General features: G+C 37.4%; 11 protein-coding genes and 2 pseudogenes. 10 read left to right on the forward strand and 3 right to left on the reverse strand.

The features are described 5' to 3' along the window. The 4 genes and pseudogenes from SORDD24_RS06080 to SORDD24_RS06090 all read left to right on the forward strand — a co-directional run. A pseudogene (locus tag SORDD24_RS06080) lies at positions 1-5,973 on the forward strand (S8 family serine peptidase); the annotation flags it as partial. Between the two features lie 162 nt (positions 5,974-6,135). Beyond that, entirely contained in the window at positions 6,136-6,240 is a 105-nt protein-coding gene (locus tag SORDD24_RS12030) for an LPXTG cell wall anchor domain-containing protein (protein ID WP_419579781.1), read from the forward strand. A gap of 413 nt (positions 6,241-6,653) precedes the next feature. Continuing rightward, positions 6,654-7,517, forward strand: coding sequence for a DUF6287 domain-containing protein (locus SORDD24_RS06085; protein WP_061408656.1), 864 nt, complete (start codon positions 6,654-6,656; stop codon positions 7,515-7,517). Positions 7,518-7,760: 243 nt separating this feature from the next. Then, positions 7,761-8,078: a LiaF transmembrane domain-containing protein gene (locus tag SORDD24_RS06090; RefSeq protein WP_061408659.1), complete on the forward strand. Its 318-nt coding sequence runs from the start codon at positions 7,761-7,763 to the stop codon at positions 8,076-8,078. A 31-nt stretch (positions 8,079-8,109) separates the two neighbouring features. Here SORDD24_RS06090 and SORDD24_RS06095 read toward each other — a convergent pair whose 3' ends face one another. After that, complete coding sequence (locus tag SORDD24_RS06095) at positions 8,110-9,909, reverse strand: N-acetylmuramoyl-L-alanine amidase (RefSeq protein ID WP_061408661.1); 1,800 nt, start codon at positions 9,907-9,909, stop codon at positions 8,110-8,112. 48 nt (positions 9,910-9,957) lie between these two features. After that, positions 9,958-10,866, reverse strand: coding sequence for a LysR family transcriptional regulator (locus SORDD24_RS06100; RefSeq protein WP_001222590.1), 909 nt, complete (start codon positions 10,864-10,866; stop codon positions 9,958-9,960). 101 nt (positions 10,867-10,967) lie between these two features. On the opposite strand from SORDD24_RS06100, the gene SORDD24_RS06105 reads away from it, so the two are divergent. The 3 genes from SORDD24_RS06105 (at position 10,968) to SORDD24_RS06115 (ending at position 11,898) form a co-directional block, all read left to right on the forward strand. Then, positions 10,968-11,201, forward strand: coding sequence for a YqgQ family protein (locus SORDD24_RS06105; RefSeq protein ID WP_002874361.1), 234 nt, complete (start codon positions 10,968-10,970; stop codon positions 11,199-11,201). After that, positions 11,198-11,578 (forward strand): rhodanese-like domain-containing protein, encoded by a 381-nt coding sequence (locus tag SORDD24_RS06110; RefSeq protein ID WP_061408667.1) that lies wholly within the window; start codon positions 11,198-11,200, stop codon positions 11,576-11,578. Before SORDD24_RS06105 ends, SORDD24_RS06110 begins: the two co-directional genes overlap by 4 nt. A gap of 86 nt (positions 11,579-11,664) precedes the next feature. Next, complete coding sequence (locus SORDD24_RS06115) at positions 11,665-11,898, forward strand: hypothetical protein (RefSeq protein ID WP_061408670.1); 234 nt, start codon at positions 11,665-11,667, stop codon at positions 11,896-11,898. A gap of 40 nt (positions 11,899-11,938) precedes the next feature. Here the strand turns inward: SORDD24_RS06115 and SORDD24_RS06120 are convergent, their stop codons facing one another. Then, positions 11,939-12,664 carry a 16S rRNA pseudouridine(516) synthase gene (locus SORDD24_RS06120; protein WP_061408673.1) on the reverse strand — a complete coding sequence of 242 codons (726 nt, stop codon included), beginning with the start codon at positions 12,662-12,664 and terminating at the stop codon, positions 11,939-11,941. 160 nt (positions 12,665-12,824) lie between these two features. Here SORDD24_RS06120 and typA point away from each other — a divergent pair, with 160 nt between their 5' ends. The 3 genes and pseudogenes from typA to murD form a co-directional block, all read left to right on the forward strand. Then, positions 12,825-14,666: a translational GTPase TypA gene (gene typA / locus SORDD24_RS06125; protein WP_061408676.1), complete on the forward strand. Its 1,842-nt coding sequence runs from the start codon at positions 12,825-12,827 to the stop codon at positions 14,664-14,666. 19 nt (positions 14,667-14,685) lie between these two features. Continuing rightward, positions 14,686-14,940: a DUF3165 family protein gene (locus SORDD24_RS06130; protein WP_061408680.1), complete on the forward strand. Its 255-nt coding sequence runs from the start codon at positions 14,686-14,688 to the stop codon at positions 14,938-14,940. A 116-nt stretch (positions 14,941-15,056) separates the two neighbouring features. Then, a pseudogene (gene murD, locus SORDD24_RS06135) lies at positions 15,057-15,471 on the forward strand (UDP-N-acetylmuramoyl-L-alanine--D-glutamate ligase); the annotation flags it as partial.

The following is a 15,471-nucleotide window of genomic DNA, read 5'->3' on the forward strand; positions in this document are numbered from 1 at the left end:
TTCAAAGGATACTGAGGAGAAGAAGACAACAGTTATTGAGGAAAAAGAAGTTGTTAGTAGAAAGTCTGAGATAGACAAAAAAACTAGTAAAGAAGGAGCAAGTATCAAAGAAGACTCCAATCAATCCAAAGGAGATGATGCGAACTCATTTGTAAATAAAGATACAGAAAATCCGAAAAAAGAAGATAATAAAGTTGTCTATATTGCTGAATTTAAAGATAAAGAATCTGGAGAAAAGGTAATAAAGGAACTATCAAATCTGAAGGATACAAAGGTTTTATATACCTATAATACGATTTTTAATGGCACTGCCATTGAAACAACTCCAGATAATTTGGACAAAATTAAACAAATAGAAGGTGTTTCGTCGATTGAAAGGTCACAAAAACTCCAACCAATGATGAATCATGCCAGAAAGGAAATTGGAGTTGAGGAAGCTATTGATTACCTAAAGTCTATCAATGCTCCATTTGGGAAAAATTTTGATGGTAGAGGTATGGTCATTTCAAATATCGATACTGGAACAGATTATAGGCATAAGGCTATGAGGATCGATGATGATGCCAAAGACTCGATGAAATTTAAAAAAGATGACTTAAAAGGCACTGATAAAAATTATTGGTTGAGTGATAAAATCCCTCATGCGTTCAATTATTATAATGGTGGTAAAATCACTGTAGAAAAGTATGATGATGGTAGGGATTATTTTGACCCACATGGGATGCATATTGCAGGGATTCTTGCTGGAAATGATACAGAAAAAGACATCAAGAACTTTAATGGCATAGATGGAATTGCGCCTAATGCACAAATTTTCTCTTATAAAATGTACTCTGACGCAGGATCTGGGTTTGCGGGTGATGAAACAATGTTTCATGCAATTGAAGATTCGATCAAACACAATGTTGATGTTGTTTCGGTATCATCTGGTTTTACAGGAACAGGTCTTGTAGGCGAGAAATATTGGGAGGCTATTAGAGCATTAAGAAAAGCTGGAATCCCAATGGTTGTTGCTACAGGTAACTTTGCGACTTCTGCTTCAAGTTCTTCTTGGGATTTAGTAGCAAATAATAATCTGAAAATGACAGATACTGGAAATGTAACACGAACTGCCGCACATGAAGATGCGATAGCGGTCGCTTCTGCTAAAAATCAAACCATTGAGTTTGATAAAGTTAACATAGGTGGACAAAGTTTTAAATACAGAAATATAGGTGCTTTTTTCGATAAAAATAAAATCCTAACAAATGAGGATGGCTCAAAAACTCCAAATAAATTAAAATTTGTATATATAGGCAAAGGTCAAGACCAAGATTTGATAGGCTTGGATCTTAAGGGCAAAATTGCAGTAATGGATAGAATTTATACCAAGGATTTAAAAGATGCTTTTAAAAGAGCAACGGATAAAGGCGCACGTGCCATTATGGTTGTAAATACTGTAAATTACTACAATAGAGATAATTGGACAGACCTTCCAGCTATGGGATATGAAGCGGATGAAGGGACTAAAAGTCAAGTATTTTCAATTTCAGGAGATGATGGTGTAAAATTATGGAACATGATTAACCCTGATAAAAAAACTGAAGTCAAAAGAAATAATAAGGAAGATTTTAAAAATAACTTAGAACAATACTATCCAATTGATATGGAAAGCTATAATTCTAATAAACCAAATGTAGGTGATGAAAAAGAAATTGACTTTAATTTTGCAGCTGACACAGACAAAGAACTTTATAAAGAAGATATTATAGTTCCAGCTGGGTCTACATCTTGGGGACCTAGAACAGATTTGCTTTTAAAACCGGATGTTTCAGCACCTGGTAAAAATATTAAATCCACTCTAAATGTTATTAATGGTAAATCCACTTATGGTTATATGTCAGGAACTAGCATGGCAACTCCAATCGTAGCAGCTTCTACTGTTTTGATTCGACCAAAATTAAAGGAATTGCTTGAAAGACCTGTCTTGAAAAATCTTAAGGGAGATGACAAAATAGACCTTACAAGTCTTACAAAAATAGCCCTACAAAATACTGCAAGACCTATGATGGATGCAACCTCTTGGAAAGAAAAGAGTCAATACTTTGCATCACCTAGACAGCAGGGAGCGGGGCTAATTAATGTTGCCAACGCTTTGAGAAATGAAGTTGTAGCGACTTTCAAAAATACAGATTCTAAAGGTTTGGTAAATTCATATGGTTCCATTTCTCTTAAAGAAATAAAAGGTGATAAAAAATACTTTACAATCAAGCTTCACAATACCTCAAATAGACCTTTAACCTTTAAAGTTTCTGCATCAACTGTAACTACAGATGCTCTAACTGATAGGCTAAAACTCGATGAAACATACAAAGATGAAAAATCTCCGGACGGGAAGCAAATTGTTCCAGAAATTCACCCAGAAAAAGTCAAAGGAGCAAATATCACATTTGAGCATGACACTTTCACTATAGGTCCAAATTCCAGCTTTGATTTAAATGCGGTTATAAATGTTGGGGAAGCAAAAAATAAAAATAAATTTGTGGAATCATTTATTCATTTTGAGTCAGTGGAAGAAATGGAAGCTCTAAACTCCAACGGGAAGAAAAAAATTTCCAACCATCTTTATCGATGCCTCTAATGGGATTTGCTGGGAATTGGAACCACGAACCAATCCTTGATAAATGGGCCTGGGAAGAAGGGTCAAAATCAAAAGCGATGGAAGGTTATGATGATGATGGCAAACCAAAAATTCCAGGTACCTTAAATAAGGGGATTGGTGGAGAACATGGTATAGATAAATTTAATCCAGCAGGAGTTATCCAAAATAGAAAAGATAAAAATACAACATCCCTAGATCAAAATCCAGAATTATTTGCTTTCAATAACGAAGGAATCAACGCACTGTCATCAAGTGGTTCTAATATTGCTAAAATTTATCCTTTAGATTCAAATGGAAATCCTCAAGATGCTCAACTTGAGAGAGGATTAACGCCTTCTCCACTTGTATTAAGAAGTGCAGAAGAAGGGGTGATTTCAATAGTAAATACAAATAAAGAGGGAGAAAATCAAAAAGACTTAAAAGTCATTTCGAGAGAACACTTTATTAAAGGAATTTTAAACTCTAAAAGAAATGATGCAAAGGGCATTAAATCTTCTAAGCTAAAAGTTTGGGGTGACTTGAAATGGGATGGACTCATTTATAACCCTAGAGGTAGAGAAGAAAATGCCCCAGAAAGTAATGACAAAAAAGATCCTGCTACTAAGATACGAGGACAATTTGAACCGATTGCGGAAGGCCAATATTTCTATAAATTTAAATATAGATTAACCAAGGATTACCCATGGCAGGTTTCCTATATTCCTGTAAAAATTGATAACACCCCTCCAAAGATTGTTTCAATTGATTTTTCAAACCCTGAAAAAATTAAGTTGATTACAAAGGATACTTATCACAAGGTCAAAGAGCAATACAAGAATGAAACGCTATTTGCGAGAGATCAAAAAGAACATCCTGAAAAATTTGACGAGATTGCCAACGAAGTTTGGTATGCTGGCGCCGCTCTTGTTAATGAAGATGGAGAGGTTGAGAAAAATCTTGAAGTCACTTATGCAGGTGAGGGTCAAGGAAGAAATAGGAAACTTGACAAAGACGGAAATACCATTTATGAAATTAAAGGTGCAGGAGATTTAAGAGGCAAAATCATTGAAGTGATTGCATTAGACGGTTCTAGCAATTTCACAAAGATTCATAGAATTAAATTTGCTGATCATGCTGATGAAAAGGGGATGATTTCCTATTATCTAGTAGATCCTGATCAAGATTCATCTAAATACCAAAAGCTTGGCGAGATTTCCGAATCTATATTTAAAAATTTAGAAAATAGAAAAGAGGATAGTCTTAAAAAAGATACAACTGAAGTAGAACATCATCAAGAAAATGAAGAGGCTACCGAAGAAAAATCTAGCTTGACTATTCATAAAACAATTTCAACAATTAGAGACTTTGAAACCAAAGATTTAAAGAAACTCATTAAAAAGAAATTCAGAGAAGTTGATGACTTTACAAGTGAAACTGGTAAGAGAATAGAGGAATACGATTATAAATACGATGATAAGGGAAATATCATTGCTTATGACGATGGTAGTGCCTTACAATATGAAACTGAAAAACTTGATGAAATCAAATCAAAAATTTATGGCATTCTAAACCCGTCTAAAGATGGACACTTTGAAATTCTTGGAAAGATCAGTAATGTTTCTAAAAATGCCAAGGTATATTATGGCAATAATTATAAATCGATAGAAATCAAAACGACCAAGTATGATTCACATTCAAAAACGATGACATTTGATTTATACGCTAATATTAATGATATTGTGGATGGATTAGCTTTTGCAGGAGATATGAGATTTTTTGTTAAAGATGGTGATCAGATAAAAGCTGAAACTAAAATTAGAATGCCTGAAAAAAATAAGGAAACTAAAACAGAATATCCGTATGCATCAAGTTATGGGAATGTAATAGAATTAGGAGAAGGAGATCTTTCAAAAAACAAACCAAACAATTTAACGGAAATGGAATCTGGTAAAATCTATTCTGATTCAGAAAAACAACAATATCTATTAAAGGATAACATCATTCTAAGAAAAGGCTATGCACTAAAAGTGACTACCTATAATCCTGGAAAAACGGATATGTTAGAAGGGAATGGAGTCTATACCAAGGAAGATATAGCAAAAATACAAAAGGCCAATCCTAATCTAAGAGTCTTATCAGAAAAAATAATTTATGCTGATAGTAGAAATGTTGAAGATGGAAGAAGTACTCAATCAGTATTAATGTCGGCTTTGGACGGCTTTAACATTGTAAGGTATCAAGTGTTTACATTTAAAATGAATGATAAAGGGGAAGCAATCGATAAAGATGGCAATCTTGTAACAGATCCTTCTAAACTGGTATTATTTGGTAAGGATGGTAAAGAGTACACTGGAGAAGATAAGTCCAACGTCGAAGCTATAAAAGAAGATGGCTCTACGTTATTTATTGATACCAAACCAGTAAACCTCTCAATGGACAAGAACTACTTTAATCCATCTAAATCTAATAAAATTTATGTACGAAATCCAGAATTTTATTTAAGAGGTAAGATTTCTGATAAGGGTGGTTTTAACTGGGAGTTGAGAGTTAATGAATCGGTTGTAGATAATTATTTAATCTACGGAGATTTACACATTGATAACACTAGAGATTTTAACATTAAGCTTAATGTTAAAGACGGTGATATCATGGACTGGGGAATGAAAGACTATAAAGCAAACGGATTTCCAGATAAAGTAACAGATATGGATGGAAATGTTTATCTTCAAACTGGCTATAGCGATTTGAATGCGAAAGCGGTTGGAGTACACTATCAATTTTTATATGATAATGTAAAACCAGAAGTAAGCATTGATCCTAAGGGAAATACTAGTATCGAATATGCTAACGGAAAATCTGTAGTGTTTAATATTAATGATAAGAGAAATAATGGATTCGATGGTGAGATTCAAGAACAACATATTTATGTAAATGGAAAAGAATATAAATCATTTGATGATATTAAACAACTAACAGATAAGACACTAAACATTAAGATTGTTGTGAAAGATTTTGCAAGAAATACTACCGTAAAAGAATTCATTTTAAATAAAGACACGGGAGAGGTAAGTGAATTAAAACCTCATAGGGTAACTGTGACCATTCAAAATGGAAAAGAAATGAGTTCAACGATAGTGTCGGAAGAAGATTTTATGTTACCTGTCTATATGGGTGAATTAGAAAAAGGATACCAATTTGATGGTTGGGAAATTTCTGGTTTCGAAGGGAAAAAAGACGCTGGCTATGTTCTTAATCTATCAAAAGATACCTTTATAAAACCTGTATTCAAGAAAATAGAGGAGAAAAAGGAGGAGGAAAATAAACCTACTTTTGATGTATCGAAAAAGAAAGAAAAAACACAATCTAATTCAACTAATGATGTCAATAGTATTGTTTCTGATAAAAATGATAAAAACTTTGAAATTAACAAGAACGTTTATCTAAATGAAGAAGGGAACTTAACTAATAAAAATACCAACATCAATAGTAAATCAACTAGTAACAATCCTAATGAGTTGCCAAGAACCGGAACAGCAAGCGGAGCCCAGACACTATTAGCTGCCGGAATCATGTTTATAGTAGGAGCTTTTCTTGGATTGAAGAGAAAAAATAAAGATTAAGACAAAAGCTATAGAAAAATGGTTTATGTACTGAGATTAGATAGTGAGGTGATGACATAGTTTTGTGAAAATATTGATTTATAAATATATTGTTTAAATTTCTATGAGAATAGGAGATTTTAAAGAGATATATGTAAAAGCCTTGTCTCAGGACAGGCTTTTTCTAATGGAGAAGGGTTCTGTTTAAAATCCATTTCTTCGGCTTATTTAAAATATAATTACAAACTGTGGTTTATATTTTGTGGTATAATGTATTGTAATAAATACTTGTTTTGATACCAATCTAGAGATGTTTTTATAGTTAATTTTTCTAGAAATTTTTGCTTAGATTTTCTAAAAATTATAAAATATCCTGGATAGTAACAAATGAAGTATCGTAAGCCTGCCTGAATATAAATCAAAAAGGAGAAATTATGAATAAGAAAGAACGGGAAAAACAATTTGAAGAGGTCAATGGACCTAAGCGGTCTGAATCAAAGTCGGCTCCAAATATAAAAATCTATATTGGCCTAGCACTCGCTACTTCAGTCACTCTCATCTTGGTAAGTATTTTTTCAAATTCTTTGATCGGAAAGAAAGAGCCAAATCAAGCATCGTCTTCAGTTTCAACTACAGAGTCAACAAGTCAATCGTCTACAAGCCAAGGAAAAACAGATGAAACTGATAAGGATAAACAAGAGGAAATTCAGAAACTCAAGGATCAACTGACTGCTTTAGATACCAAAATTACGGAAGCAGAAGCACTTGTTAGCAAGTTGAAGAAAGAAACTACCGTTCCAAAACTAGATATTGAAGCAATCAAGAACAATGATTTGTCTAGTTTAGAAGGCACTTGGCGTAGTCAATCTGGCAATGAATATATCATTAAGAATTCTGGAGAAGTAGATGCGACTTGGTTTACAAATGATCAAAAGTACGAATCTGTAGTTGGATTAAAGGTATCTAAAGGTCAAGATAGTCGTAACCCTGAGACAGCTTCTATCAGTGCGTGGGTAAAAGATTCTGTTGCTGGAGGATTTGTAGTAGTTGCTGTTCCAAGTGGAGTTGTTATGCAACCTGCTGATGATGGAAAGATTACGGATAAAAGCAATCATGCTGAAGAAAGACTACTTTCGGGCCAAGATTATGGGTCTATGTTAATGAAACCAGAAGATGTTTATTATCGTGTGAAACCAGATACCAGTAAACTTGAGGAAGAAGAAAAGAACTTAGCTCAACTGCAAGCTGAACGTGAAGCAATCAAATCTTCTCTAGAGTTAAAGGAAAAGAAAAATTAGTTTAGAATCTAACTTTAGATTCACTTAGTTCAGAAATGCTCTTGTGCTCGGTAGAATTAAGAAGCCCTAACGGGCTTCTTTTTCTTTTGTTACAAATACTCAACCACTTAGACAGAGATATTGACCAGATAGGCAAAAGGGCTTGTTCTTGAAAAATTCCTCTGCTATAATGGTTCATGTAAGGGACATGAGGGGTCAGTATCAGACAACTCAAGAACCCAAAAAAGAAAATGGAGACAAAAAATGAAAAAATTATTGGGACTTGTATTTTTAGTAGCAGCAGCGCTAGTATTGTATTTCGGATCTGTTGGATGGCCAAGCTTGGATGTCAACCTTTGGTCACTGATTCCAGTTGGCTTATTCCTCTATTTCACTCTAGAAAATCTTTTGAAAAAAGACTATAAATCTAGTCTGATGTGCTTGATTATTGCCTTTATTATTGCAAATGCTATTTTTGATCTCTTGCCAATTTCAAGTGGTTTGGTGATTGGTGCGGGAGTGCTAGCTTGTGTAGGACTTGGCTACCTCTTTCCTGATAAAGATAAAAAAGAAGACAAATAGAAAAGTCTCGAGGTTTCTCGAGACTTTATTTTTATTTACCAGCGTAATATTTTTGAATCCCTTTTACAATGCCTGCCACCAGTTTATCTTGGTAGCGACTATCTCTGATTTGTTGGCTTTCAGTGAAATTATCCATATAACCAAGTTCAAGGAGGACGGCTGGTTTAGCTGTTTCGCGTAGTACAGCAAAACTTCTTTCTAACTGACCAGCATCCTTAGCCCCTGTTTCGGATAAGAGAGAGGAGTGGATAGCAGCAGCGAGGCGCTTACTTTCACTAATGCGATCAGGATGGTTGTGCCAGTATTGATTAATCTTACTTGGATAATCAGGTTCATCGCTATAGGAGTAGGTTTGAATACCGCTCGCTTTTGAATATGCGCTTCCAGTTGCATTGAAGTGGATACTGATAAAAATGTCAGAGTTGGTTTTGTTGACCATACGAGAACGTTCGGTAACAAAATCAACGTCAATATCACTATCACGAGAAGTGAGGACCTTGTAGCCTAGTTCTTCTAACTTAGTGCGAAGTTTACGGTAGATTTGCATATTGAGATCTTTTTCAGCGACATTGTAGTAAAAGGCGCCTGAATCTCGTCCGCCATGTCCGGGATCGAGGAAGATGGTGTTACTGTATTGGCCTTTTACAAATCCACCCTCAGTTGAAACTTCAGAAATCCATTTCCCATCTTTTTGGAAGAGATGGTCTTTTCCAGAAACCTTGTGAATTCCTGTGACATAGCGACCATTTTCATCCAAATAGTAACGCCCTTTGTCTTGACTATCATCGATCCACTCGCTTTTGGCCATATAGCCACCAGACTTGAGATAATAAGCTCCGATCCACTCCTGATTTGCATAATGACCATTCGCTTTTAGATAGAACCAGCTCTTATAAGTCTTGTCAAAGATCCATTCTTTCTCAGCCATGGCTCCACTAGTTTTGAGGTAGTAGTTTCCTTGCCATTTGTCTGCTAGCATTCCACCATTCTGATCAAATGAGTACCAAGAACCCTGAATCTTTTGCCAGTTTTCTTGGACATATCTCCCTGACCCGTTTGCATAGAACCACGTATCCTTGATTTTAACCCAGTTGTTTTCAGCCAAGGCACCACTCTTCTTAAAGAGGTAGCCTTTGAAGGTTGTTTCGCTCAACATTCTTCCCTCTTTGTCAAAATAGTACCAAGTACCCTTGATTTTCTCCCATTTGTCTTGAGAGATTTTTCCTGACGGCAGAACGTAGTACCAAACTTGATTGACCTCTTGCCAACCGTGTGATGCCATGGCTCCGCTTTGACTTAAGAAATAGCCATCAATACTTGTCTTGCTCAGCATGACTCCAGTTTGGTCAAAATAGTACCAAGAGCCGTTAATTTTTTTCCAGCTGTTCTGAGCAAGTCGTCCAGAGGAATCAGCATAATACCATTGGTTGTCCAATTTGGTCCAACTATTTTCTACCATAACCCCGTCTTGGTCAAAGGCATAGCCTTTGTAGATAGTGGACTGGAGACGGTTACCATTTTGGTCGAAGTAGTACCATTTGCCTTGAATTTGTTTCCAGTTCAAAGCAGGTTTATCATCTTGGTAAAAACGCCAGTGGTCGTTTTCTTGGTACCAGCCCTCCTTTTTGGGTTTGGCTTCTTGCGCATCTACTTTTGGAAGAACTTCGGGTTCTGTATTCTCCTTAATAATAGCATCTTTTTGATCATCTTTGGTTTGCTTTTCTTTAACTGTAGAAGGAGTTTGTGATTGGTTTTCTTCTGCAGAGACGGGTGCTAGAGTAGATCCTGCTATTGACAGAATCAGAGCACTAGTCAGTAGTATCTTTTTCACTTTCTATTTCCTAACTTTTTCTTTTTCCCTTTAAATTTTTATTTTTTATCAATTATCAAACTGAACTTCTTCTAGTAGATACTCGATAAAGCGTTCGCCCATCTTAGACAGGCTGGTTTTTTCATGCTGGATATAGACTAGTTCAATCGGATCGTCAATGTCCAGTGGAATGGAAACGATATTGTCTCCGTTAAGGTTGCTGTTCAAAATCCCTGTTGCAATGGTGTAACCATCCAAACCAATCAAGAGATTAAAGAGGGTGGCACGGTCGCTGACTACGATAGATTTTTTGTGGTATTCCTGAGAGAGAATCTCTTCAGAGAAGTAGAAGGAGTTGTGCGTCCCTTGGTCATAGCTCAGGTACGGGAAGTTCTCCAAGTCTTCTAGTTTAACCTTATCTTTCTTTGCTAGAGGGTTGGTCTTGCTAACAAAGATATGGGGTTGCGCGGTAAAAAGATGGTGGGCCAAGAGGTGGTTGTCATCCAGCATTTTCGTTAAAACATCGCGGTTGTAGCTATTTAAAAAGAGGACACCGACCTCGCTACGGAAGTTCTTGACGTCATCGATAATCTCCCAAGTTCGAGTTTCACGAAGGAAGAGTTCGTATTTTTCCATATCACTCTTTTTAAGTAATGATACAAAGGCATTGACTACAAAGGCATAGTGCTGAGAAGAAACGCTGAATAGTTCGCGGTGGGCGACAGGGTTTTTATAGCGTTCCTCCAGAAGCTGGGTTTGCTCGACAACTTGACGGGCATAGGAGAGAAACTCCATCCCATCACGGGTCAAGGTAATGCCCTTGGGATTGCGAATAAAGATTTCAATACCCATTTCATTTTCCAAATCTCGAACGGCATTAGAGAGACTGGGTTGGGTGATAAAGAGTTGCTTGGCTGCTTCATTCATAGAGCCAGTTTCGACGATTTTGATAATATAGTGTAATTGTTGAATTCTCATGCTTTTATTGTACCACACTTGGTGAAGAATGAGCAAAGAAGATGAAGGGAAGAGAGGAAAGACCCAAACTGGTATTGAAAAAAAGTCTGAAATCTGTTAGAATGAAAGCTATGAAAACATTCTATGATGTGCAGCAATTTCTCAAACAGTTTGGCATTATTGTCTATGTGGGGAAGCGCTTGTATGATATTGAACTGATGAAGCTCGAACTCTCTCGGATCTATGATGCAGGTCTGATGGACAAGCTAGACTATCTAGAGGCAGAAGCTGTTCTTCGTAGAGAGCACAAGATAGAATTAGACTACATAGAGAAAAATGGAGATAAGAACTTATGACAATTTGGATTTTGTGGGGAATCGTACTAGCGATGGCGGCATGGATGGGGTATAACTACCTTCGTATTCGTCGTGCGGCTAAGATTGTGGACAATGCAGAATTTGAAGCATTGATTCGAAAAGGGCAGTTGATTGATGTCCGTGAACCAGCAGAATTTCACAGAAAACATATCCTCGGAGCTCGCAATATTCCTTCAAGTCAATTGAAGTCAAGCCTTGCAGCCCTTCGTAAGGATAAACCTGTCCTTCTCTACGAAAACCAACGTGGACAACGAGTGACCAATGCAGCCCTCTATCTGAAAAAGCAAGGTTTCTCTGATATTTATATCCTTTCTTATGGATTGGATTCTTGGATTGGGAAGGTCAAGACGAGCTAACATTCTGTTAAAAACTGTTTAATGATAGATAAATCTTGCATTTTATGGTATCATGATTTATATTAAATTTAAGGAGATTTTGTAATATGAATTCACAACAAAAGAAAAAACCTTCACTTATTTTAGGTATCTTATCTATCGTCCTTGGTTTGCTTTCTCCAATAGTGGGTCTGATTTTGGGGATCATAGGATTGGTCTTGGCTTTTTCATACCAAAAAGAATCTGGACTAAACTATCAAACAGAAAAAATTCTCAACATCGTAGGACTTGTAGTTTCTGTTCTTAACTGGATTCTAGCCGTCGCAGTATTTTTTAGATAAGCAAAAAAGAAAAAAGCTTTAAACATAAAGCTTTTTTCTTTTATCCACTTTTCTCTAAATAGTTTTTAATGATTTCCAATTCTTCTGGATTCAAGGGACGGTATTGCCCTTCTGCTAGTTCTGGGTCTAAAGTGAAATCACCGAACTGAACTCGTTTGAGAGAGGTCACCTTGACACCAACTGAGAGAAACATTTTCTTAACCTGATGAAACTTCCCTTCTGAAATGGTGATGGAGGCATGGCTCTCTGTTGGGCTTGAGGACAGAATTTCGAGCTGAGCTGGTTTACAAGTGGTCCCATCTAAAAAGACGATTCCCTCTTTGAATTTTTGGATATGTTCTGACATGAGCGGTCCGTTTACTACCACTTGATAGGATTTATCGACATGGTACTGAGGATGAAGGAGCTGGAAGCCTAAAGGTCCATTGTCTGTTATAAGGAGTAGTCCTGTCGTATCGCGGTCTAGTCTACCAATTGCATAGAGCTGATTCGACTGGATGTCAGGCGGAAGCAGGTCCATGACGGTTGGCAGTTTCTTATCCTTGCTAGCTGTAACGACTCCGTTAGGTTTATGAAGCATGAGATAATTGTGCTCATATCCTTGGATTTGCCTTCCTTGAAAGACTAGTTTTTGCAATCCTGTATCAACATTTTGGGCTAGGGAGCGAGCTGGACAATCATCCACTAGGATTTCTTTTTTTAATAGAACCTGTTTCATAGCCTTGCGACTGATCTTTTCTTGGGCTAATAATCTATCTAAACGCATACCAGCCTATCTTATCATAAGTCTCTGACTTTGAAAAGGGATGACATGGTCAGAAAAGCAAAGTGAAAACATTTACACTTGCTTGAGTTATGTCATTTGACTGAAAATGTGGTATAATTGCTCAGTTAGAAAATAAATTTTAAATATTATAGAGGAAATCATGACAAAATTAAGAGAAGATATCCGTAACGTAGCCATTATTGCCCACGTTGACCACGGGAAAACAACCCTCGTTGATGAATTGTTGAAACAATCTTCAACATTGGACGCTCGTACAGAGTTGGCAGAGCGCGCTATGGACTCAAACGATATCGAAAAAGAGCGTGGAATTACCATCCTTGCCAAAAATACTGCTGTAGCTTACAATGGCACACGCATCAACATCATGGACACACCAGGACACGCGGACTTTGGTGGAGAAGTGGAACGTATCATGAAAATGGTTGACGGTGTTGTCTTGGTCGTAGACTCATATGAAGGGACTATGCCGCAAACCCGTTTCGTATTGAAAAAAGCCTTGGAACAAAACCTTGTCCCAATCGTTGTTATCAACAAAATCGACAAGCCATCTGCTCGCCCAGCAGAAGTTGTAGATGAAGTTTTGGAACTCTTTATCGAGCTCGGTGCAGATGATGACCAGCTTGATTTCCCAGTTGTCTATGCTTCAGCTATCAATGGAACATCTTCCTTGTCTGATGATCCTGCTGACCAAGAAGCAACAATGGCGCCAATCTTTGATACCATCATCGAACACATCCCAGCTCCAGTAGATAACTCTGATGAGCCACTTCAATTCCAAGTGTCACTCTTGGACTACAACGACTTCGTTGGACGTATCGGTATCGGACGTATCTTCCGTGGTACGGTTAAGGTTGGGGACCAAGTTACCCTTTCTAAACTAGATGGTACAACGAAGAACTTTCGTGTTACAAAACTCTTCGGTTTCTTTGGTTTGGAACGTCGTGAAATCCAAGAAGCCAAAGCGGGTGATTTGATTGCCGTTTCCGGTATGGAAGACATCTTTGTCGGAGAAACGATCACTCCGACAGACGCAGTTGAAGCCCTTCCAATCCTACACATCGATGAGCCAACGCTTCAAATGACTTTCTTAGTCAACAACTCACCATTTGCTGGTAAAGAAGGTAAGTGGGTGACTTCTCGTAAGGTAGAAGAACGCTTGCAAGCAGAATTGCAAACAGACGTTTCCCTTCGTGTTGACCCAACGGACTCACCAGATAAATGGACTGTTTCAGGTCGTGGAGAATTGCACTTGTCTATCCTGATCGAAACCATGCGCCGTGAGGGTTATGAACTTCAAGTATCTCGTCCAGAAGTTATCGTAAAAGAGATTGATGGTGTTAAATGTGAACCATTTGAACGTGTTCAAATCGATACTCCAGAAGAATACCAAGGATCTGTTATTCAAAGCCTTTCTGAACGTAAGGGTGAAATGTTGGATATGATTTCAACTGGTAATGGTCAAACTCGTTTGGTCTTCCTGGTTCCAGCGCGTGGTTTGATCGGTTACTCAACTGAGTTCTTGTCAATGACTCGTGGTTACGGTATCATGAACCATACCTTCGACCAATACTTGCCATTGATTCCAGGAGAAATTGGTGGACGTCACCGTGGTGCCCTTGTTTCCATCGATGCTGGTAAGGCTACAACATACTCAATCATGTCGATCGAAGAACGTGGTACAATCTTTGTCAACCCAGGTACTGAGGTTTACGAAGGAATGATTATCGGTGAAAACTCTCGTGAAAACGACTTGACAGTTAACATCACTAAGGCTAAACAAATGACCAACGTCCGTTCAGCTACTAAGGACCAAACAGCGGTTATCAAGACACCTCGTATCTTGACGCTTGAAGAGTCTCTTGAGTTCTTGAACGATGATGAGTACATGGAAGTAACGCCTGAATCTATCCGTTTGCGTAAACAAATCCTTAACAAGGCAGAGCGTGAGAAAGCCAATAAAAAGAAAAAATCAGCTGAATAAGAGCTAGAAAGAGATAAAGATGGTCTATTTAATCATAGGGATACTCTTATTACTACTCTATGTATTTGCGACACCCCAAAGTATCAAAGGAACAGTCAATATCGTTATCTTGGTCTTTGTAGTTGTTGCACTCTTGATTTTGCTGATGTTGTCCATCTTGCAAATCTTCCAACTACCGACAGAATTCTTTGTCACAATCGCCATGCTGGCCCTAGCCTACTTTAGCTTGAGAGACATTACGCTCATGCCAGTAAAAAAGGGTAAAAAAAGATAAAAGAAAGAGAGCTATGGCTCTCTTTTTCTATGCTAGAATGAGGGCTAGAGCATTTTCGTTTAGTATTATTTCCATAAAAATGGTAAAATAGTAGGAGTAGAAATGGAGTTTGAGACATGAAAGTAATCGATCAATTTAAAAATAAGAAAGTACTTGTTTTAGGTTTGGCTAAGTCTGGTGAGTCTGCGGCTCGTTTGTTAGACAAGCTGGGTGCTATTGTCACTGTTAATGACGGCAAGCCTTTTGAGGAAAATCCTGCTGCGCAAAGTTTGCTAGAAGAGGGGATCAAGGTTATCACAGGTGGTCATCCTTTGGAACTCTTGGATGAAGACTTTGCTCTGATGGTGAAAAATCCAGGGATTCCTTATAGCAATCCCATGATCGAAAAAGCATTGGAAAAGGGGATTCCAGTCCTGACTGAGGTGGAATTGGCTTATTTGATTTCAGATGCGCCGATTGTTGGTATTACTGGTTCAAATGGGAAAACAACCACAACGACCATGATTGGGGAAGTTTTGTCTGCTGCTGGTC

Origin of the sequence: Streptococcus oralis (assembly GCF_001579175.1) — a bacterium.
GTDB lineage: Bacteria > Bacillota > Bacilli > Lactobacillales > Streptococcaceae > Streptococcus > Streptococcus oralis_O.